The following is an 18,262-nucleotide window of genomic DNA, read 5'->3' on the forward strand; positions in this document are numbered from 1 at the left end:
GATGAACACGGGGTACCCCGGCGGTGGTCCGTCCGGGGCCTGACGATGGAACGGGTCTCTACCTGCTTTCGCAGGCCACGCGGGCCAGCGAAGCGTGCCCGCACGTGCATCCGACAATCCAGTGCTGGCTTCGTCGGATGACGCTGGGCCAGATGGCTGGGCGAAGACCACACCACTCGCCTCTGGATTCTGCAGTGGCTGACGCGTTCGGCAGCACCCGCGGAGCGGAAGCGCAGGCGCTGGGATACCGCAACGGGCGCGCCTACGGGGTGAACGCGGGCTTCTACAAGACGGGGGACACAAGCACCATCACGGTGCCCTGGGGCAACGTCGGCGCCACGCCGCAAGCCCGCTCCCGCACGCCCGCTGGTTTCGGTGTCCTGAGCATTCGCTTCGAGTGCTAAAGGAGCAGACGCTCTCGCACGGCCAGGCCCCCCGACGCGCCTGGCCGTCGGCCCGGCGGCGCCGCTCGGCATCGAGGCGATGGGCTGTGCGTTTGCTGATGGTTGATCCGCAGACCTCAAGCTCAACTGTGGTGTCAAGCCAGTCACGCCAGCACCGTGACTGGCGACTTCAATGACCGAGGCCCGATCAAGCGCCGGCCCAACCTCAGGGTTGGGTTCGTGGACCTGATGGTCGCGCTCAAGGACAGCGTGCGCGCCGCGACGGAAGCCCGCGGCGAGACGACGGGCGGGGGAGAGGTGCACGAAATGCCGCCGAAAGGCGGCAGGCAAGGAGACGGCCGCGAAGACCGACAGAAGAATCCGGCGGAGACGATGGCCAGGAAACGGACCGTGTTCTGACGCTGCCCAGCCCGCCGGGCAGAACCGGGACGAAAGCTCGCGCTCAGGTCACCGCTGCTCAAACGGAGGCGACCTGACCGTGGGGCAGCGGTGGGCCAGCTCGACCGTGCTCTCCGCGTCCGGACAGCCGCTTCAGCGCATCGACCTCCGCCAGGTCTGCCGTGAGCGCGCCCAGCGCATCATGGCCGCTGTCCAGTCGGCCACACTCCGGACAGACTCATAGAACTTCCTCGACAGCCGACACCGAACACGACAAGCTCCGTGGCCTAGACGGCGACGAGCGCACCGCCCAGATGAAGCTCTGGTTCGATGCCGCCGCCACCAGCCAGGCCGCCGTCACCGAGCACGGCCGGACCGCTTGCATCAGCCAGCCGCTACGAGCTGGAGACCGCGGTGAAGAAAGCTGTACGGCATTCGGCCGATGACGGGGGGTGAGCACGACGAACTGCAGCGACGCCACCCAGCTCCTGCCCTTGCGCGACGCAGAGCCGCCCGCCCGTGGCCACGCCCGCAGGCGCGACCTGCTGTTCGCGGCATCTGGCCGGCGAGGTGATCTCTCATGGCTTGGCGGCGTGTGAGGGCGATGCCATCGGGGGAAGGCTGTGCGCTGGGTGACGTCGAAGACGGTGGGGTCGAAGGCACCGTCGACGGCCGGGACCCCGGGCGCCGTTGAACCCGAGAAGTCATCTCGTCCGGCCTCCGTGACCGAAAGGTTCGCCAGCTTGGTGCCTCGCATTCTCATGTGGAGGCGTGAGCAAGGCCAGTGCGATGGGTGGCACTGCGCCAGCGGCGGCCGATCCGAGGAGTAGTTCGGCCAGATCATGGGGCTGCGCCTGTTCACCGGTCGGGACCGCTGCCATGATCCGGTCCAGCCGAAAGCCCCGGCCGGCCCGGCGTGTACGGCACCAGGCGATGAGGTACCAGCGGCCGTCGGTGGTGAGCAGCCCGGCCGGTTCCACGACCCGGTTGCTTTCGTGACCCGTCGCGTCGGTGTAGGAAAGCCGCAGCGCCCAGTTGTTGGCGAGGGCCTGCTCCACCGCGGTACGGATCGCGGGGTCGCCGTGCGTTGGCAAGGTGACGATCCGCGCGGCGAGTTCGTGGGCCGCCGCCGAGACGGGGCCTGCCATCGAGGCCACGATCTTTTGGGCCGCGGTGCGGACCGCGCCGACGTAGGGGGTGGAGGTATCGGCGGCGGCGAGTACGGCGGTCAGCGCCGACGCCTCATCGGCGGTGAAGTGTATCGGGGGCAGGGTCATCTTCGGGTCGATGGACCAGCCACCGCCTCGCCCTGGTATGGAGCGCACCGGGACACAGCTCTCCATCAAGGCCTGAAGGTCGCGTTGTACCGTGCGTGTGCTGACCTCGAACCGCGTGGCCAGCGCCGCGACCGTCAGCGGTCGCGGCGCTGCCGCGCGCAGCACTTCCACCAGCGCGTACAGTCGGGCAGTGCGATTCATGGTGCCGAGGCTACCGTCACGCGGTGGCCAGGAAGTCCCGCTCCCGCTGTAGTTCGCGCTCGGTGATGGTCAGGGGGAACAGGGTGAAGCCGTGCATCGCGCCGGCGACGACGCCGAGCCGCACCGGCGCACCTGCCGCCTGCCAACGTGCGGCCAGGAAGAGCGAGTCGTCCAGAAGCGGGTCCTCGGTGCCGACGACGATGCGGGCGGGCGGAAGTCCTGTCAGGTCGGCGAACAGGGGCGAGATCTCCGGGCTACGGCGCTGCTCTTCTCCCATCCCTGGCGTGAACAGCTCATAGCTGCCGCGAATCGTATTGCTGTTGCTCAGCAGGCGTCGGGATCCGAACAGCCGCTGGCTTGGTGTCATCGACAGGTCGTAGGGGCCGAAGAGCAGGTGGGCTGCCCGGAACACGCCGGTGACGCCGTGCAGGTCGCGAAGGCGCAGCAGTGTCAGGACGCTGAGGTGGGCACCGGCCGATTCACCGCCGATCAGCAGCCGGTCGGTGCCGAATTCGGACGCGGCGCGTCTCACCAGCCAAAGGGCCGCTGATTCACAGTCGTCGGGCCCGGCGGGGAACGGGTGTTCCGGCGCGAGGCGGTAATCCACGCTCACTACCGCCAACCGTGCCCGCTGGGCGAGGCGCCAGAGCCTTTCATCCTGACCGTCCGCGGAACCGAAGGCCCAGCCACCGCCGTGGATGTGCAGGTACACGCCATCGACCTGCTCGGGCACAAAGGCCCGCACCTTCACGCCGCCCTCAACGACGCGATCTTGACCGTGCGGCCCTCTTTCCGGTGGCGTGTCGCCACCGAGCCGGTTGCGCCGCAGGGCTGCCAGCGCGGCTGCGCTGGGTATCTGTGCGCGAGAGGGACCGCTCGCGGCAGCATGCTCGAATTGCTCGTTGAACGCCAGGGTCTCGGGAAGGCAGTCCTCGTCTGTGAACGTCATGCCGTCCACCGTTGCAGCTGCCCGCGACAACCCCCTGTCACCCTTTGGTGGTAACCGTTCCGGACCACTTGCCGTCGGCGTCCCGCCGACCGCCACCTCGATCGCCCCGGGCACCGGTCCGGCAACCGGGGAGACGGGGCCGTTTGCGGCTAAGCCCTACACCTTGCTGCGCGAGGCCCTGGAGCGCAGCGGCAAGGTCGCGATCACCAAGGTGATCATTCATGGCTTAGCGGCGGGTGAGGCGGGTGAGGGTGATTCCGTTGGGGAAGGCCGTGCGCTGGGCGACGTCGAAGACGGTGGGGTCGAACGCACCGTCGACGGCCGGCACCCCGGCGCCGGCGACCACCGGGTAGCTCTTGAAGAGCAGTTCGTCAATCTCAGGCAGTAGGGCCCCTGCGAGCCTCCCGCCGCCGCAGAGCCAGATGTCCAGATCTGCGCTTTCGCGCTTAAGGTCGCGAACGAGGGTGAGCGGGTCACCCGGAACAACGGTGACAGCCGGATCGACATCGGTCTCGAGGGTGCTGGATACCACGTACTGGCGCAGGTGCGCGTACGGACTGCTGGTCCCCTGCTCGAGGGCGGGCCGATAGGTGCCGTGGCCCATGACGACGGTATCGAAGCGTCGATTGGGTGCGTCAGTGATACCGACGGCGTTGCGGTAGGCGGTCGGGACGGTCTCGGGGTACAGCGTGTTCATCCAGGAGGAGTAGGCGGCGGCCTGCTGTGCGTCGCCCTGGGGGAAGAAGTCGAACTCGCCGCTGGGGCCGGCGATGCGGCCGTCGAGCGTGACGCCGACGTAGTACACGAGCTTTCGCAACTCACACACTCCATATGAAGTACTCTGATCGAAGTGGTGTGAACGTAGTACTGCAGATGGAGTGGTGTCAATGGTGAGACGAAACGACCAGCGACGAGGCGCGCTCGTCGACGCCGCGATCGAGGTGCTTGCCCGGGAAGGGGCGCGGGGCCTGACCTTTCGGGCTGTGGACACCGAGGCCGGCGTGCCCGTCGGCACTGTGTCCAACTACTTCACGAGCCGCGACGATCTCCTCACCCAAGCCGGCGCCCGTGTCTATGAGCGACTCCAGCCCGACGAGGCCACGATCGCCCGCCAGCAGGCCGCCGGCCGCGACCGGGAAACCTACGCGGCGCTGATGCGTGAACTCGTCGGCCGTGTCGCCTCCTTCCGTACTGGCTACCTCGCACTGCTTGAACTGCGGCTGGAGGCCACTCGCCGCCCCGAACTGCGCAAAGTCCTCACCGAGCGGGTCCGGGCCGACGTCGACGCAAATATCGACTACCACGAGGCATCCGGCCTCCCCGGTGACGCCATGGCCGTCAAGCTGCTCATGCTGACCCTGAACTGGCTCATCGTCGAGCAGCTCACCTTGCCGGACGTCTTCACAGAGGCAGAGCGTGAACAACTGGTGACGGAAGCGGTCGAGCGCATCGTGGCGGCGCAGTAGCCGGCTGGGGCCCAGAAGAGTGCATTCCGCCCCCAGCAGGGATCCACGCGTACTCCGAAACCCGTTCGCGTCCAGACGTCACGCCCTGAGGGCGGTTCTGCGTCGCGTGCGTCCGAAGCGGCCATCATGACGGGGCCACAATGAGGGTCGCCGGGTCCGGCTTCACGCCGCCTCAGGTTCGACGTGCTCCCGGCCGCCGGCAGGCGCGGCTGATAAGGCGCGAGACGCTCATCGCGTGCATCGTGGCCTCCGGAACGATCCGTCCGGAGGCCGGACACGTCGACGGCTTCTACGCCTGCTACCAGTAGTGCCGGCGTCCACCGACCGCGTGCCCGAGAGCCCCCAGGACCCACAGAATGGCTCCGATGACAAGAAGGACGATCCCAATCGTCCACAAAATGGAGATGCCCGTCAGAAAACCAATGACGAGAAGAATGACCCCAAGGACAACCATGGAATCCTCCGATCCCTCGAAAGACTTTCACCCTTCACTGTGACAGCTCCCACGGGAGTCAGCAGCTTCGCCACTCCGCCCAGGTGCTCCGACCTCGTAAGCGATACCGTTGTAGTCCTTGAGGATGCTGCGTAACCTGACGTCGTGGGCCACCTCCCAGGGCTGCAGCCGGGGGCCAGCCATTCACGCGCAGCTGGCAACTGGCGGAAGTTGTGGCGCCTGGGCAACTTCGGTCTGTTCGGCCAGGTGCTTGCAGGTGCGATTGATGAGGCGTGAGACGTGCAGCTGGGAGATGCCCAGCTGTTCGCCGATCTCGCTCTGGGTCTTCTCGCAGAAGAACCGCGGGTACAGGATCTCGCGCTCACGCTCAGGCAGGGCCTGGAGCCGGGGCTTGACGGACTCACGCAGGATGATTCGCTCATAGGCAGGTTCCCTCGCGCCGAGGGTGTCGGCCAGGGAGGGTCCGTCATCCGCGCCGGGCATTTCCACGTCCAGCTTGTAGCTGTCGATGGCTTCCATGGCCAGCAGCACGTCCTCTTCGCTCATCCCCGTGTGACGGGCCAGGTCGCTGACGCTGGGGGAGCGGTCATCCGCGGAGCGGCTGAGTTCCTGGATCGCGGTGCGGACGCGGTTGCGTAGTTCCTGGATCCGGCGGGGGACGTGCACGCCCCACATGTGGTCGCGGAAGTGCCGCTTGATCTCCCCGGCGGTGGTGGGCACGGCGCAGCCGGCGAAGGCGGTGCCGTGGTCGGGGCTGTCGCGGTTGACGGGTTTGACCAGGCCGACCATCGCGATCTGGCGCAGGTCCTCCTCGGCCTCGCCGCGGTTGCGGTACCGGTTAGCCAGGCGCTCGGCCATGGGCATCAATGCCCGGATCACCTCGTGCCGCAGGGCATCCTTCTCCGGGCCGTCGGGCAGGACGGCGATGCGGGCGAATTCCGCGGAGATGTCGGGGGCATCGTCGTGCGAATGCCGCGTACGTTCCCGGACGGAAGTCATCTGTTCGCACCTCCTGACAGCTGTGGGCGTGGACACCGCAGGATCCGGACGAATTGGGCGCCACAGGAGTCCGCCCTCGTGAGCCGACGGGCCCCGCGGCGTGCCTCCGTTCTTTCGAAGCACGCAGCCTGTTGAGCAGGAAGCTTTCCGTCAACGACGTGAGCGTCGCCGTGGTTGCTTCTTCTCTTCGGCCTCATCTTCGGCGTCCTCAGGCTCCTCTGTCTCGGCTTCCTCCTCGTCCCTGGCTTCGTCGTCTTCTCCGGCTTCTTCGTCTTCCTCGGGCTCTTCTTCTTCGACGACTTCGCCCTCGTGGACAGTGCCTCGCCAGCCCTCGATCTCGTCAGGTTCAAGCAGCACTTCGGCCATGAGGTGGCGCCGGAAGTGCTTGAGTTCAAGTCGAGCGCGACGACCTTGGGCCCGCCAGATATTGCCGGTGCGTTCGAAGAAGCCCTGAGGGTAGTACTGGAGGACCAGCACGATCCGGGTGAGTTCCGGAGCTATCTCATGGAAGGTGACGGCCCCGTTCACATGGCCCTTCTCGGCCCGTGACTCCCAGATGATCCTCTTCTCCGGCACCTGTTCCAGAATCTCGGAGCTCCACTTGCGGTGAGACCAGAAGACCTGGGCCTTCCACTCCATTTCTGTGTCGGACTCCTGTGAGACGTCCTCGACCTTCTTCATGAAGGTGGGGAAGTCTTCGAACTGGGTCCACAGGTCGTAGGTGAGGGACACCGGCGCCCCGACGTCGATCTGCTCGACGATGTTGGTGACCTTCAGCTTCTTGTCCTTGCCCCCGCCGCCGCCGAGGCCTGGTATGGCCTCTTTGGCCTTGTCCATGACCTTGTCCTTGGCCTTGCCCAATCCGGTCTTCATCAGGGGTTTCACTACGTCGCCGAGCCCGCCTCCGGAGCCGCCGGACTCGCCCAAGTCCTTCACTGATGACAGGGCCTTCTCGCCCAGGGCGGTGACAAGGCCCTGCGCTTCCTGCTTCAGGCGGTCGGTGGGCAACTGTTCAACGAGCCCGCCTCTGTCCTTGCCGTCCGGCTTCTTGGCCATGCCCCATCACCCTCGGGTTCGTCCTGCCCCGGACCGAGACTGCTTTTCTCGCCCGGCCGGACGGTCAGCTGACGTTTTGGACGTATCGGCTCCGGACGTCTTCTTGCTCTGGCGCCCCTGCCTCGAATCGGCTTCATCCGCCCGCGCTTCGTCCCGCTGTGATGAGGTCTCTTCTGATTCCTGACCGTTCGGGCCAGTATGCAAAGCCGATGCTCGTTCCCCCAGTGCATCGCTGAGGGAATTCATCTGGTTGCTTATCGTGGCCATGGCTGCGGAGCGCCCTACGGTCACCAACTCGCTGCGGAGTTCCTGGCCGAGTCGGCTGAGCTCGGAGGGCTCCGATCGGCCCCCGCTGGCCGCCCCCTGGCCGGACAACAGGCGTCTCCCGGCCATCAGTCCCGCAAGAGTGAGGGCCGACCGCACCTTGAGCCTGCGGCCGACGAGGTAGCCACCGGTAACAGCCAGGGCGGCCTGGGTGCCTTTCATGCTCGCTCCTCCTCCCGCCACAACGACGATGTCGCAAATAGTCGTATAGATGCAAGTATGGCGCATAGTGGGTGTTTGGGAAACGCGGCTAGGCCTCGGCTAGCCACGCCACACCCTCCCGGTGCGGGCTGCCCCGCTCCGGCCGCTAGCGCAAGGCGTCGGTCGCACGACGCTGCTCTGCCGGCCTGCCAATCGCCTGCTTGATGGTCAGCAGTGCCCGTCCTGAATGGAGTTCGGGGCGGAGAGACCTGTGGCTCCGACACCGCGGCACACAGAAGCTGCGATATCGGCTGAGCTGTGTCAGCGGCCAGTGCGAGTGGCCGGCGTCCGTGCGCCACAGCCGGAGCAGTCAATTTTCCACCCTGGCCCCCAAGCGCTCACTCTGCGGCCAGATCAACAACGAGACTCGCTTGGGGCGTCGATGCCTTAGGAACATGAGACGGATCAGCACTGTCAACGCTCCGGTCGCTGAGCTGAGCGGGCCTTTCGGTCCAGCCCTGGATCCGGGCGGCACACGCCTTTGGGCAATGTGGTTCCGCTCCGCGTCACCCGCTGGGCAGCGGGAACCCGGAGAGGAGCCCAGAGGGGGGAACTCCCTAAGGAACCACCGTCATGATCAAGAAACTTCACGACATGGGCCTGCGCAGCGAGCACGCCTACACCGCCGCTGTTGCCTCCATCGGACTTTCCATGCTGACGTGGGCCACGTCGCTGCGGGCCGAGCCCGGCGTCGGACTCGACCGCGCTGACCGCTGGGGCATCTACGTCGGCGAGTGGGCGCCCACGTTCTTCGGCCTTGGCCTCGCCCTGTCGCATTACGAGCAGGAAGAGGGCTCGCTGATGGGCAAGGCGCACACGAACGGAGAACGGAAGCGGCAGATGACAGACACCGCTTAGCAGGGTCCCGAGGGCAGCACAAAACGTATGCCGGTGAGGCAGGCTCATCTCCCTCTCGCAGCAGCTCCTCTCCCTCGTGTATGTAGGGGAGTGAAAAGGGAGGGGAGTGTGCCGTGGTCTTGACGCAAGACGTGGTCGTCGACGGACGTAGCGACGTCTGCTCACCGCAGCACTGGCTCGGCAGGCCGGCCGGGTGACGGCTGAGGCCGAAGAGCCCCTCAGGGACGGCACCCGGGAGGGGGCCAGCACCCTCTCCACGCGGCTTTGGGGAGATTTGAGTCCCAGTCGGGGCAAGGGCGCCCGATGAGGTCACTGACCGTCTCCGGTGGCGTCCCGGCCTTTCTGGTCAGTCGGCATCGGCCCCCATCTGCTCTTCGCCGTCGACCCGGTGACAAGGCATTTGATCTTGGTGCCGGCCACACCAGGCGCCAGCGAGCAGCAGAAGCGCCGGTAGGAGACCCGCGAGACGGAGCAAGAGCCGCACACGTGTGAAGCCGAGTCGGCTTCGGCGACGAAGGAGCGCGGTCGCTAGGTTCTGTCTCTTTGGTCTGCGTCGGGTCCAGATGAGGATGCCGGCGACGTGGAGTCCGGCCTGGTAGGCGATGGCGAGCTTGTCGGTTCGTGTGGCCAGGCCGCGCCACTGTTTGAGCCGGTTGATGCACCGCTCGCTGGCGTTGCGCTGCTTGTATGCCTTGGGATCGAAGCCGGGTGGGCGGCCGCCTCGGCGGCCCCGCCGCAGGCGGTGGCCGATCTGGTCCGACGGTTGGGGGATGACCGCTCGGATTCCCCGGCGCCGCAGGTGGCTGCGGATGGCGCGAGAGGAGTAAGCCCGGTCGGCCAGCACGGTCAAGGGCCGGGTGCGTGGCCCTCCGGGGCCGCGGCGAGGCACGCGGATGCGGGACATCACCGTCTCGAAAACCGGTGCGTCACCGCTCTGGCCCGCGGTGACGGTGAAAGCCAACGGTCGCGCACCGCCGTCCGCAGCCAGGTGGACCTTGGTGCTCAGCCCCCCCGCGTGACCGTCCGAGCGCGTGATCGGCGGGCTCGCCGGAACGGGTCGCGTCACGAAGAAAGACATCGCAGGGCGGTCTTCCACGACCCAAGGACCAGCTCGGCAAAGCCCTGGGCCGCTGAATCAACCCTCACACATGGCCGGTGCCTGGGCGACCACAGGCTGTACCTTCGGCCTGGCGTCAGGCCGCCTCCCCGGAAGTCACCGAGTCACCTTCGGCATGGCCGCGGGACAGCTGGCGGTGGGCAGCCTGCAAGGCCGCGTTCACCTCCTGTGTCCCCATGATCACACACAGCGTGTAGGAGACATCATTCAGTTTCAGCTGTGTATCCGAGCAGCCCCCACTCATCTGGAGCGTCCGCAACGCCTCGTACCGGGTGATGAGGTCGGCCAGAACGGCGGGATGAGCTGTCAGCATGAGGAGTCCTTCCGCGCACGGCGAACTTATCGTTGTGTCGGACCTCTTCGGTGGATGCCGGTGGTCAGGTGGGGTTGATGCGGCCTCGCCAGCCGCCTTGTTCCTCGCCGCGGCGTTCGATGAAGTCCTTGAACCGGTGCAGGTCACCTTGCACACGGCGATCGACGGTCCCGGTCATGTCCGCGGCCTTCTCGACGGCTTTGGCGGGTTCGTATTCCATGGTCAGATCGACCTTGGTGTGGTTGTCGTCCACGCGGCGGAAGCTCACCATGCCCCGCTGCTGGATGTCGCCGGAGGTGGTGCGCCAGGTGATGCGTTCGTCGGGGAGCTGGTCGACGATCTCGGTGTCGAACTCGCGCTGGATCCCGGCGATGGAGGTCTTCCAGTGATTGTGGCGGTCGTCGAGCTGGGTGATCTCGTCCACGCCTTCCATGAACTGGGGGAATTCGGTGAACTGTGTCCACTGGTTGTAGGCGGTGTGCAGCGGCACCTCTACCTCGACGGACTCCCGCACAGTGCTCATCACAGACTCCTTTCCACAGATGGGTCCCCCGGGTTGCCGGGCAGCGCGCGCCTAAAACGGTCCTGGTCAGCGGTGCAGCGCGAGGTTCGGCCGGCAACGAAGGCATCACAGAGGGTGACGTCTTGAACGGCATGCGGCCTGATGGCCCGGTCGGTGGTGATGCGTCGGGGCTGGACTGCTGACCGCGCTCCGGACGTGGAGGTCAGGTGTCGGCGTCCGCCTCGGCGTGGCGGCCGCTGGTGCGTGGTCCGTGCCAGTCCAGGCAGAGGACGGTCGCGTCGTCTTGAAGGTGTCCGCTGCAGGCGTCAAGGACGGCGGTGGTGAGGGTGCGGACCACTTCGCGCGGGTGGTCGGCGGAGGTGTCGCGAACGAGGCCTGGCAGGTCGACGTGCCGGGCCCGGCGTTCTTGCATGCCGTCGGTGTACAGCACGAGGCGGTCTCCGGGGCGCAGCTCGAGGTTTTGCACGCGGTAGGCGGCTTGCCCGGCCATGCCAAGGGGCAGGTCGGCCTCCAGCCGCACCTCGGTGACGGTGCCGCCGCGCAGGCGCAGTGGGCGGGGGTGGCCGGCGTTGATGAGCTGGGCGCTGGTGCCGTCCAGGGCCAGTCGGACGATCTGGCCGGTGGCGAAGGTGTGCGGGCCATGGTCGAGGATGGCTTGGTGGGTCTGGCGGGCTTGCTCGGCGAGGTGTGTTCCTGCGCGGCGGGCGCCGCGGGAGGCGTTGACCAGGAGGGTGGCCATGAGGGCGGCGTCGATGTCATGGCCCATGGCGTCGGTGATGGACAGGTGCAGGGTGTCGTAGTCGAGGGTGTAGTCGTAGGTGTCACCGGCGATGGTGTCTGCGGGTTCGAGGGCTGCGGCGAGAGCGAACTCGGCAGCCTCGCAGGAAAGGGCTGAGGGCAGGAGCTGGCGCTGGATCTCGGCCGCCAGAGTGACCGGGGAGGTGCGTTGGCCCCAGTGGTAGAGGTCGGTGAAGCGGCGGTCGGTGACGATGATGTACGCCAGCGCATGTGCGGTCTCCTCGATCTGCTCCAGGACCTCACTGGTCGCCTCGGGGAGAAACAGCTCCAGGAGGCCGATGGTGTCGCCGCGGTTGGTGACCGGAGCAAGTACCCGCTGCCCGCCTCCGCCCTCCGATACCCGTTTGAGTTCCTGTGAGCGCAGCACCTCGTCGTAGATGCTCCCTGCCAGAGGGATCTGGTCCGCCCGGCGCCCCTGCTGGGACGCCGTGTCCTCACCGACCCGAACCACCTGGCGCCCGAAAATGTCGACCAAGAGAAAAGATACAAACCGTGCGTCAAACCTCTCGCGCAGGTGGCGCGCTACGACGTCGAGCGACTCGACCGGCGCGGCGTCCTCCGCAGCAGCCAGAACCTCGCCCAGCCCGATTCGCTCAACCGACACGAGAGCCTCCTCGATGCCCAGTGTCCACCCGCAGTGTCCGGGCCGTGCTCGCGAGAAGCGAACGCACCCAGGTGGTGTGTGGTGGGCCCATCAAGATCACGCACGCTACGACCAGGTGATGCGCATCGCGTACGCGCGGGCCGCCCCCCACTACCGCGGCCCCCGCTACCGTCTTTGTGGCTCCGCAATGAGGCCGCCGGCCTTCGGGTCCGGCATGACTTCCCCGTTTTGTTGTTCATGATCCGGGGGTGGCGTCACCGGGCCCGGAGGCAGTGACGGACCGCTGATGAGGGGCTTGAGCACTGGCTTCACCCGAGCCGGAAGAGCTCTCCGTAACGTGGATGTGGCAGCTCGGTGTCCAGGCAAGGCAGGACGAAAGCGTGATGGAGGGGCCCGCACGTGAGCACCGGCGACATCGACGTCTTCCTCGGCCCGGACGTCGGCAAGGGCGAACACCACGCCACCGCTGTCACACCGGCCGGCAAGTAAGCCTTCGACAAGCGGCTGCCCCACACCGAGCCCGAGCTCCGCGAGCCGTTCGCGAAACGCCAGGCCAAGCACGGAGGGTGCTGGTCGTAGTCGACCAGCCGGCCTCGATCGGAGCCCTGTTGCTCGCGGTCGCTAGAGACATGGGCTGCCCAGTCGCCTACCTGCCCGGATCAACGATGCGCGGATCGACCTCTACCCGGGCGAGGCCAAGACCGACGCGAGGGACACGTTCATCATCGCGGACGCGGCCCGCGCGATGCCCCCACACGCTGCGCGCGGTCGACAGCGAGAACGAGGACGTGACGATCGCCGAGCTGGAGTGATCGTCGGCTTCGACGACGACCTGGCCGGCGAGGCCGCCAGGGTCGCCAACCGGCTGACACGGTCTGCTGTCCCAGATCCACCCGTCGCTGGAACGGCTCCAGGGACCGCGGTCGCAGCACTCGGCCGTCCTCACGCTGCTGACACGGTTCGGAGCGCCCGCCCAGATGCGCAAGGCCGGGCGGTGGCGGCTCGCCCTGCTGCGGCCGAAAGCGCCGAGGATCGCCGAACGGCTGGTCGAGGAAGATTTCGACGCTCTGGACGAGCAGACCCTCACCGTTCCGGGCACCGAGGCGGTGGCCCTGATCGTCCCGAGCCTCGCCGGATCGCTGGCCGCCGTCCTTGACCAGCGCGAACTGCTGGCCGCGCGGATCGAGGAACTCGTGGACGCCCACCCTCTTTCGACGGTCCTGACGTCGATGCCGGGAGTGGGCGTCAGGACCGGTGTTTTCGACAGGGTGCAGGGGGACCACTCGGGCGGTGAGATTGGGGACCACGGTCTGGGCAACGAGAATGGGGACCATCCGGTCTGATCGTGTGTGGCATGCCGCTTTCGGCGTAATAGGGGTCTTGGGCTGTTTGGCCGGTCACGCTGTGCGCGTTGATCAAGGTCGTGTCAGGAGACCTTTTCGTGTACAGATCGCGTGAGTGGATCTTCGAACGGATCCGTCGGGACCGACGGCTGGATCCGACGGTGTCGCAGCGGACGCTGGCCCAGCGGTACCGGGTCTCGCGCAAGACGGTCGTCAAGGCCCTGAACCATCCGGTGCCACCGGTGCGGAAGCCTCCTGCGCCCAGGATCAGCGTGCTGAAGCCGGTGGAGAGCTTCATCGACGAAATGCTGCGGGAGGACACCCAGGCACCCCGCAAGCAGCGGCACACGATCAACCGCATCCTGCAGCGGCTCGCGGCCGAGCGGGACTTCGAGCAGGCGTCGTACTCCACGATCCGCGACTACGTGCGCAAGCGCCGGCCTGAGGTCGAGCTGGAGGCCCGTGAGGGACGGCGGTTCCTGGAGGGCACGGTGCCGCAGGCGAAACGGCCCGGGGAAGAGGCCGAGGTCGACTTCGCGGACGTGTGGGTGGACCTGGCCGGGCAGCGGCGCAAGCCTGCGGTGAAGCAGGTGCTGTTCGGCCGTTCCCGCACTGAGTCGGCGCGATGGACCGCTTTTAGATCTTGGTACGGTTTCTCGCCCTTCTACTGCGCCCCGGGAGAGGCCGGCGCCCACGAGAAGGGCGGGGTGGAGCACGAGGGTGGCAGGTTCCGGCGGCGGCACCTGGTCCCGCCGCCGGAGGCGGAGTCCCTGGCGGAGCTGAACGAGCGCCTGGCGGCGATCGATGCCGAGGAGGATGCCCGCCACATCCACGGCCGGCCCACCTCGGTCGGTTTCGACTTCGAACAGGAACGGCCGCCGCTTGGGCCGCTGCCGGCGGACGAGTACGACACCGGCATCGACCTGACGCCGGTGGTCCACCGCAACGGCCGGGTCACCGTCCGCCAGAGCTACTACTCGGTGCCGGCACGGTTCATCGGTACCAAGGTGCGGGTGAGGCTGAAGGCGAACGAGGTGTGGATCTTCGACGGAAGGAAGGTCGTCGCCCGCCATCCGCGGCTGACCCGCCGCTACACCTACCACGACATCCTCGACCACTACCTGGAGATCCTGCTGGTCAAGCCGGGCGCGTTCGCCGGGGCCGCAGCTCTTGCTCAGGCCCGCGCGGAAGGCGTCTTCACCAAGATGCACGAGGCGTTCTGGGCCGCGGCGAAGCGGAAGTGCGGCAACCGCGAGGGCACCCAGATGTTGATCGAGGTGCTGTTGCTGCACCGGGCTCTGCCCGCCGAGGCGGTCATCGCCGGGATGTCCAGGGTGCTGCGGGTCGGTGCGGTCAGCACCGACCTGGTGGCCATTGAGGCCCGCAAGGCCCTGGAGCACACCGAGGCCGAGCCGGACGACGAGGGCGAAGAGCCGCTCGACCAGGATGGCGGCGACCGCAGTGAGGGCACATCCGGTGATGGCGCGAAGGTGATCTCCCTGCACACCAAGCGGCTGCCGCCCGACCTGCGGCCCGGGTTGCCGGACATGAGCAAGTACGACCGGCTGCTCAAGCCGGTCACCGCCTCGAGGAGTACGGCGACGACGCCGCAGAAGGGCACCAGCGCATGACCCCCACCACCACCGAGCGGCACGCGGCCGAGGTCCCAGCCACCAGGATGCCGCTGCCCGGCGATCCACAGGACGCCGCAATTGACGAAGCCTGCCGGGACCTGCGGCTGCCGGCTCTGCGCGAGCGGTTCATCGAGGTGGCCACCACCGCCCGCCGTGAGCAGTTGACCTACAAGCAGTTCCTGCTGGATCTGCTCCAGCTCGAACGCGAGGACCGGGAACTTCGCCGCCAGCAGCGGTTGATCCGGGCCGCGCGGTTTCCCCGGCCGAAGCGGCTTGAGGACTTCCGGTTCGAGAAGAATCCCCACGTCTCACCCGAGATCATCGGCGAGCTGAAGAATCCCGCCTGGGTCCAGGAGGGCCGTCCCCTGGTCTTGATCGGTGACAGCGGCACCGGCAAGAGCCACCTGCTGATCGGGATCGGCACCGCGATCGCCGAGGCCGGCCTGTCGGTCCGCTACACCACCACTGCCGCGCTGGTGAACGAGCTCGCCGAGGCCGCCACCGCCAAGCGTCTGTCCTCCGTGATCGCCCGCTACAGCAAAGTCGACCTTCTGTGTCTGGACGAGTTCGGCTATCTCGACCTGGACAAGAAGGGCGCCAAGCTGCTGTTCCAGATCTTCACCGAGCGGGAGGAACGCAAGGCGACCGCGGTCGCCACGAACTCCCCGTTCAACGAGTGGGAGGCCATCTTCAACGAGCCCCGGCTCTGCGCGGCCATCGCTGACCGGATCACCTTCCGCTGCACCCTCGTCCAGACCGGCACCGAGTCCTACCGACTCCAGGCCACAGAAGCCGAACACCACCCCGCCCGGTGAATCGCCCCTCTGTCATGCGAAATGAGGCCAGCGGGATGGAAAGGTCATGGCTATGACGGAAGGTGAGCGACAGCCGGACAACGGCGCGGTGGACCGCTCGGAAGGCTTCGGCGAGCGGCTGCTGGGAGTGCTGCTGGACCGCGCGCACGAAATGCCGCCGCAGCTGATCGCCCCGCTGATCGCGGAGGAGGTGAGCCACGTCGGTGGCCGGGACGTCTCGATCCTCTTGCAGGACTACGGGCAGCTGCATCTGGTGCCGCTGCCCGGCAGGCAGCTGGTCGTCGGCGAGCCCGAGCCGATCGGTGACTCCCACGCCGGCACGGCCTTCCTGCGTGCGACCCCCGTCGAGGTGCCGCAGACCGGCGGCGTCCGGATGTTCCTGCCCTTGCTGGACGGAAGCGACCAGGTGGGAGTGCTCGCCCTCACCCTGGACGCCGTCGATGACGACGACCGGCGGCTGCTGCGCAGGCTGTCCGGCCTGGTCGCCGACATGCTGGTCACCAAGCACCACTACACAGACCAGTTCTTCCTGGTCCGGCGCCGCGAGCCGATGAGCGTGGCCGCGGAGCTCCAGTGGTCCCTGCTACCGCCGCTGGCGATGTCCGTCCCGCAGGTCGCGGTCGCCGGCATCCTCGAGCCCGCCTATGCCGTCGCCGGCGACAGCTTCGACTACGCCCTCAACGACGACACCCTGCACATCGCGATTGTCGACGCGATGGGCCACGGCCTGGACGCCGCCACGATGGCGACCGTCGCCATCGGCGCCTACCGGCACGCCCGACGCGCCGGCATCGGCCTGGCCGAGATCTACGCGTTCATGGACCGGGCCATCGCCGAGCAGTTCGGGCCCGACCACTTCGTCACCGCGCAGATGATGCGCCTGAACATCACAACGGGCCAGCTCCGCTGGGTCAACGCGGGCCATCCGGCGCCACTGCTGATCCGCGATCACGAGGTCGTCCAGCAACTGCGCAGCCCGACCACCTTGCCGGTCGGCTTCGGCGGCGATGAGCCCCAGGTCAGCGAGCAGACACTCCAACGCGGCGACCGGGTACTGTGCTTCACCGACGGCCTCATCGAAGAGCGCGGAGCCGGTGGCGAGCAGTTCGGCGAGGAACAACTCATCAACTGGGTCAGCCGCATCGAGCACACCGAGGAAGGCGTGCGCGCGGTGGTGCGCTCCCTGTCCCACGCCCTGAAGCAGGAACGGGGCGGGATCACCAGCGACGACGCGACGCTCTTCCTGATCGAGTGGCGCGGCGGCGCCGCCGACCACCTCGCCACCATGGAGTGATCCGACACCCGCACCACCACTGACGGAACCGACGAGGCAACGAGCCCCGCAGCCCGGTCGACTGCAGCGCGCTCACACGGAGCCGGGCCCTCACGAGCCGTGCCTGTCAGGGACACGGCCCGAGGGGACCCGGGAACATCAGCCTATCCGGCTCCACACCCGCTGCTTCCGCGAGCACACCCGAGCCCGCAGCCACAACCAGAAGCCACCCGATCGGGTTGGCTCTCAATCTCGTTGCCGATCATGGACTTGTGTCGCCCCCATCCCCACCACGAATGGAGCAACGCGGCTCTCGATCCCACTGCCCAAGTGGCCCTCATTCACCCTGTCGAAAACAGGACCGGGGCACCCATCCTGATCGAGGTCGGCGACGGCAGCATTTTCCCCACCGCCGGCCACCTCGCCGCATACGCCGGGCTCGCCCCCGCGACCCGCAGCTCTGGCTCCTCGATCCGCGGCGAACAGCCCTCCTGGAGTGGAAACAAGCAGCTCAAACAGGCCCTTTCTCCGCGTTCGCCACCCTGGGCGACCCGGCATCGCGGGCCTACGACGACAAGAAGATCGCCCAGGGCAAGCACCACACCCAAGCCCTGCTCTACCTCGCCAGACGCCGGGCCGACGTCCTGTCCGCGACGCTCCGCGACAGAACTTTCTACGAACCGCAGCCGTCGGCCGCACTCACCCGACCTGCGGGTCTGCGAAGAGAACGACTTGCTCGGCCTCGACATCGAAGCCGAGCACCGGGTGGCCATAGTCGCCCTCCGGCTCCATCAGCACGGGCTTGCCCAGCCGCCGCCCGATCTCCCGGAGGAAGCCGCAGAACACATCAAGTCGACCCTGGCCCTGCAACTCCCGCAGGTCGACGTCGAAGTCGACTTCAGCGGCGGCATGAAACCGGAAGATCGCCAACACATCGGCCGTCGTCCAGACCCGCAGGTTCGGGCACTCGACATCCGCCAGGCGGGACAGGACGGCCTCCGCCCGAGGAACCGGAAGTACTGTCTCTCCCTCGGAGTACTGGCACTTCCAGCCCTTCTCCGCGACAAGATCGAGAATTGACTGCCAGTCCTCCACCGAGGCATTCGGGACACGCACGTCCGGCAACGACCCCATCAGATCGGGGTTGAAGAAGCACTTCACGTCATCCCACAGCAGATCAGTCACCCCGCCATGCTGCCCGGACCGCCGACCCAACGCACTCCCGATTCCCTTGACCAAAGACAAAGGGGCACCCCCGAGCGCGAGGCCGACGAT

17 protein-coding genes and 4 pseudogenes are annotated in these 18,262 nt (G+C 67.3%); 10 read left to right on the top strand and 11 right to left on the bottom strand.

What is annotated here, in order from left to right; genetic code table 11:
- The first annotated feature begins 194 nt into the window (after nucleotides 1–194).
- A complete protein-coding gene (locus tag AC07FT_RS12155) occupies nucleotides 195–404 on the top strand; it encodes a hypothetical protein (protein ID WP_479176103.1) in 210 nt (69 codons plus the stop codon).
- Between the two features lie 219 nt (nucleotides 405–623).
- Complete coding sequence (locus AC07FT_RS12160; RefSeq protein ID WP_479176105.1) at nucleotides 624–803, top strand: hypothetical protein; 180 nt, start codon at nucleotides 624–626, stop codon at nucleotides 801–803.
- Nucleotides 804–1,486: 683 nt separating this feature from the next.
- Here the strand turns inward: AC07FT_RS12160 and AC07FT_RS12165 are convergent.
- Together AC07FT_RS12165 and AC07FT_RS12170 are read right to left on the bottom strand one after the other, a co-directional pair.
- A complete protein-coding gene (locus AC07FT_RS12165; RefSeq protein WP_479176107.1) occupies nucleotides 1,487–2,260 on the bottom strand; it encodes a helix-turn-helix transcriptional regulator in 774 nt (257 codons plus the stop codon).
- A gap of 16 nt (nucleotides 2,261–2,276) precedes the next feature.
- On the bottom strand, nucleotides 2,277–3,209 hold the full coding sequence (locus tag AC07FT_RS12170; RefSeq protein ID WP_479176109.1) for an alpha/beta hydrolase: 933 nt from the start codon (nucleotides 3,207–3,209) through the stop codon (nucleotides 2,277–2,279).
- A 127-nt stretch (nucleotides 3,210–3,336) separates the two neighbouring features.
- Between AC07FT_RS12170 and AC07FT_RS12175 the strand changes: the two are divergent.
- Nucleotides 3,337–3,435 (top strand): annotated as a pseudogene (locus AC07FT_RS12175) (non-homologous end joining protein Ku); the annotation flags it as partial.
- Here the strand turns inward: AC07FT_RS12175 and AC07FT_RS12180 are convergent.
- A complete protein-coding gene (locus AC07FT_RS12180) occupies nucleotides 3,436–4,026 on the bottom strand; it encodes a dihydrofolate reductase family protein (RefSeq protein ID WP_479176111.1) in 591 nt (196 codons plus the stop codon). It abuts the pseudogene before it with no gap.
- Between the two features lie 70 nt (nucleotides 4,027–4,096).
- Between AC07FT_RS12180 and AC07FT_RS12185 the strand changes: the two genes are divergently transcribed.
- The gene (locus tag AC07FT_RS12185; RefSeq protein WP_479176113.1) at nucleotides 4,097–4,675 is read left to right on the top strand and encodes a TetR/AcrR family transcriptional regulator; all 579 of its coding nucleotides are present in this window, start codon (nucleotides 4,097–4,099) and stop codon (nucleotides 4,673–4,675) included.
- Nucleotides 4,676–4,973: 298 nt separating this feature from the next.
- Here the strand turns inward: AC07FT_RS12185 and AC07FT_RS12190 are convergent, their stop codons facing one another.
- The 3 genes from AC07FT_RS12190 to AC07FT_RS12200 all read right to left on the bottom strand — a co-directional run bounded on the left by AC07FT_RS12190 (nucleotide 4,974) and on the right by AC07FT_RS12200 (nucleotide 7,184).
- A complete protein-coding gene (locus tag AC07FT_RS12190) occupies nucleotides 4,974–5,129 on the bottom strand; it encodes a DUF6131 family protein (protein ID WP_479176115.1) in 156 nt (51 codons plus the stop codon).
- A gap of 183 nt (nucleotides 5,130–5,312) precedes the next feature.
- Nucleotides 5,313–6,128, bottom strand: a complete 816-nt coding sequence (locus AC07FT_RS12195; RefSeq protein ID WP_479176117.1) for a SigB/SigF/SigG family RNA polymerase sigma factor — start codon at nucleotides 6,126–6,128, stop codon at nucleotides 5,313–5,315.
- 150 nt (nucleotides 6,129–6,278) lie between these two features.
- A complete protein-coding gene (locus AC07FT_RS12200) occupies nucleotides 6,279–7,184 on the bottom strand; it encodes an SRPBCC family protein (RefSeq protein WP_479176119.1) in 906 nt (301 codons plus the stop codon).
- Nucleotides 7,185–8,282: 1,098 nt separating this feature from the next.
- On the opposite strand from AC07FT_RS12200, the gene AC07FT_RS12205 reads away from it, so the two are divergent.
- Entirely contained in the window at nucleotides 8,283–8,567 is a 285-nt protein-coding gene (locus AC07FT_RS12205; RefSeq protein ID WP_479176120.1) for a hypothetical protein, read from the top strand.
- Between the two features lie 547 nt (nucleotides 8,568–9,114).
- On the opposite strand, the pseudogene AC07FT_RS12210 reads toward AC07FT_RS12205, so the two are convergent.
- The 4 genes and pseudogenes from AC07FT_RS12210 to AC07FT_RS12225 all read right to left on the bottom strand — a co-directional run.
- A pseudogene (locus AC07FT_RS12210) lies at nucleotides 9,115–9,619 on the bottom strand (IS5 family transposase); the annotation flags it as partial.
- Between the two features lie 141 nt (nucleotides 9,620–9,760).
- Nucleotides 9,761–9,997, bottom strand: a complete 237-nt coding sequence (locus tag AC07FT_RS12215; RefSeq protein ID WP_479176122.1) for a DUF5133 domain-containing protein — start codon at nucleotides 9,995–9,997, stop codon at nucleotides 9,761–9,763.
- Nucleotides 9,998–10,061: 64 nt separating this feature from the next.
- Nucleotides 10,062–10,520: an SRPBCC family protein gene (locus tag AC07FT_RS12220; RefSeq protein WP_479176124.1), complete on the bottom strand. Its 459-nt coding sequence runs from the start codon at nucleotides 10,518–10,520 to the stop codon at nucleotides 10,062–10,064.
- 202 nt (nucleotides 10,521–10,722) lie between these two features.
- Nucleotides 10,723–11,922, bottom strand: a complete 1,200-nt coding sequence (locus tag AC07FT_RS12225) for a SpoIIE family protein phosphatase (protein ID WP_479176126.1) — start codon at nucleotides 11,920–11,922, stop codon at nucleotides 10,723–10,725.
- 399 nt (nucleotides 11,923–12,321) lie between these two features.
- On the opposite strand from AC07FT_RS12225, the pseudogene AC07FT_RS12230 reads away from it, so the two are divergent.
- The 5 genes and pseudogenes from AC07FT_RS12230 to AC07FT_RS12250 all read left to right on the top strand — a co-directional run.
- A pseudogene (locus tag AC07FT_RS12230) lies at nucleotides 12,322–13,175 on the top strand (IS110 family transposase); the annotation flags it as partial.
- A 188-nt stretch (nucleotides 13,176–13,363) separates the two neighbouring features.
- Nucleotides 13,364–14,896, top strand: a complete 1,533-nt coding sequence (locus AC07FT_RS12235) for a Mu transposase domain-containing protein (RefSeq protein ID WP_479176128.1) — start codon at nucleotides 13,364–13,366, stop codon at nucleotides 14,894–14,896.
- 47 nt (nucleotides 14,897–14,943) lie between these two features.
- Complete coding sequence (istB, locus tag AC07FT_RS12240) at nucleotides 14,944–15,714, top strand: IS21-like element helper ATPase IstB (protein WP_479176228.1); 771 nt, start codon at nucleotides 14,944–14,946, stop codon at nucleotides 15,712–15,714.
- A gap of 52 nt (nucleotides 15,715–15,766) precedes the next feature.
- Nucleotides 15,767–17,008 carry a PP2C family protein-serine/threonine phosphatase gene (locus AC07FT_RS12245; RefSeq protein ID WP_479176230.1) on the top strand — a complete coding sequence of 414 codons (1,242 nt, stop codon included), beginning with the start codon at nucleotides 15,767–15,769 and terminating at the stop codon, nucleotides 17,006–17,008.
- A gap of 336 nt (nucleotides 17,009–17,344) precedes the next feature.
- Nucleotides 17,345–17,679: pseudogene (locus AC07FT_RS12250) on the top strand (transposase); the annotation flags it as partial.
- Between the two features lie 7 nt (nucleotides 17,680–17,686).
- On the opposite strand, the gene AC07FT_RS12255 reads toward AC07FT_RS12250, so the two are convergent.
- Nucleotides 17,687–18,172, bottom strand: coding sequence for a hypothetical protein (locus AC07FT_RS12255; RefSeq protein WP_479176130.1), 486 nt, complete (start codon nucleotides 18,170–18,172; stop codon nucleotides 17,687–17,689).
- Nucleotides 18,173–18,262: the final 90 nt, after the last annotated feature.

It is taken from the genome of Streptomyces sp. NPDC045899, assembly GCF_056431485.1.

Bases quoted from the DNA above. Each gene is read 5' to 3' on its own strand.
- AC07FT_RS12165 (WP_479176107.1), bottom strand. From the start codon at position 2,260: ATGAATCGCACTGCCCGACTGTACGCGCTGGTGGAAGTGCTGCGCGCG.
- AC07FT_RS12170 (WP_479176109.1), bottom strand. From the start codon at position 3,209: ATGACGTTCACAGACGAGGACTGCCTTCCCGAGACCCTGGCGTTCAAC.
- AC07FT_RS12185 (WP_479176113.1), top strand. From the start codon at position 4,097: ATGGTGAGACGAAACGACCAGCGACGAGGCGCGCTCGTCGACGCCGCG.
- AC07FT_RS12190 (WP_479176115.1), bottom strand. From the start codon at position 5,129: ATGGTTGTCCTTGGGGTCATTCTTCTCGTCATTGGTTTTCTGACGGGC.
- AC07FT_RS12195 (WP_479176117.1), bottom strand. From the start codon at position 6,128: ATGACTTCCGTCCGGGAACGTACGCGGCATTCGCACGACGATGCCCCC.
- AC07FT_RS12200 (WP_479176119.1), bottom strand. From the start codon at position 7,184: ATGGCCAAGAAGCCGGACGGCAAGGACAGAGGCGGGCTCGTTGAACAG.
- AC07FT_RS12205 (WP_479176120.1), top strand. From the start codon at position 8,283: ATGATCAAGAAACTTCACGACATGGGCCTGCGCAGCGAGCACGCCTAC.
- AC07FT_RS12215 (WP_479176122.1), bottom strand. From the start codon at position 9,997: ATGCTGACAGCTCATCCCGCCGTTCTGGCCGACCTCATCACCCGGTAC.
- AC07FT_RS12220 (WP_479176124.1), bottom strand. From the start codon at position 10,520: ATGAGCACTGTGCGGGAGTCCGTCGAGGTAGAGGTGCCGCTGCACACC.
- istB (WP_479176228.1), top strand. From the start codon at position 14,944: ATGCCGCTGCCCGGCGATCCACAGGACGCCGCAATTGACGAAGCCTGC.
- AC07FT_RS12245 (WP_479176230.1), top strand. From the start codon at position 15,767: ATGACGGAAGGTGAGCGACAGCCGGACAACGGCGCGGTGGACCGCTCG.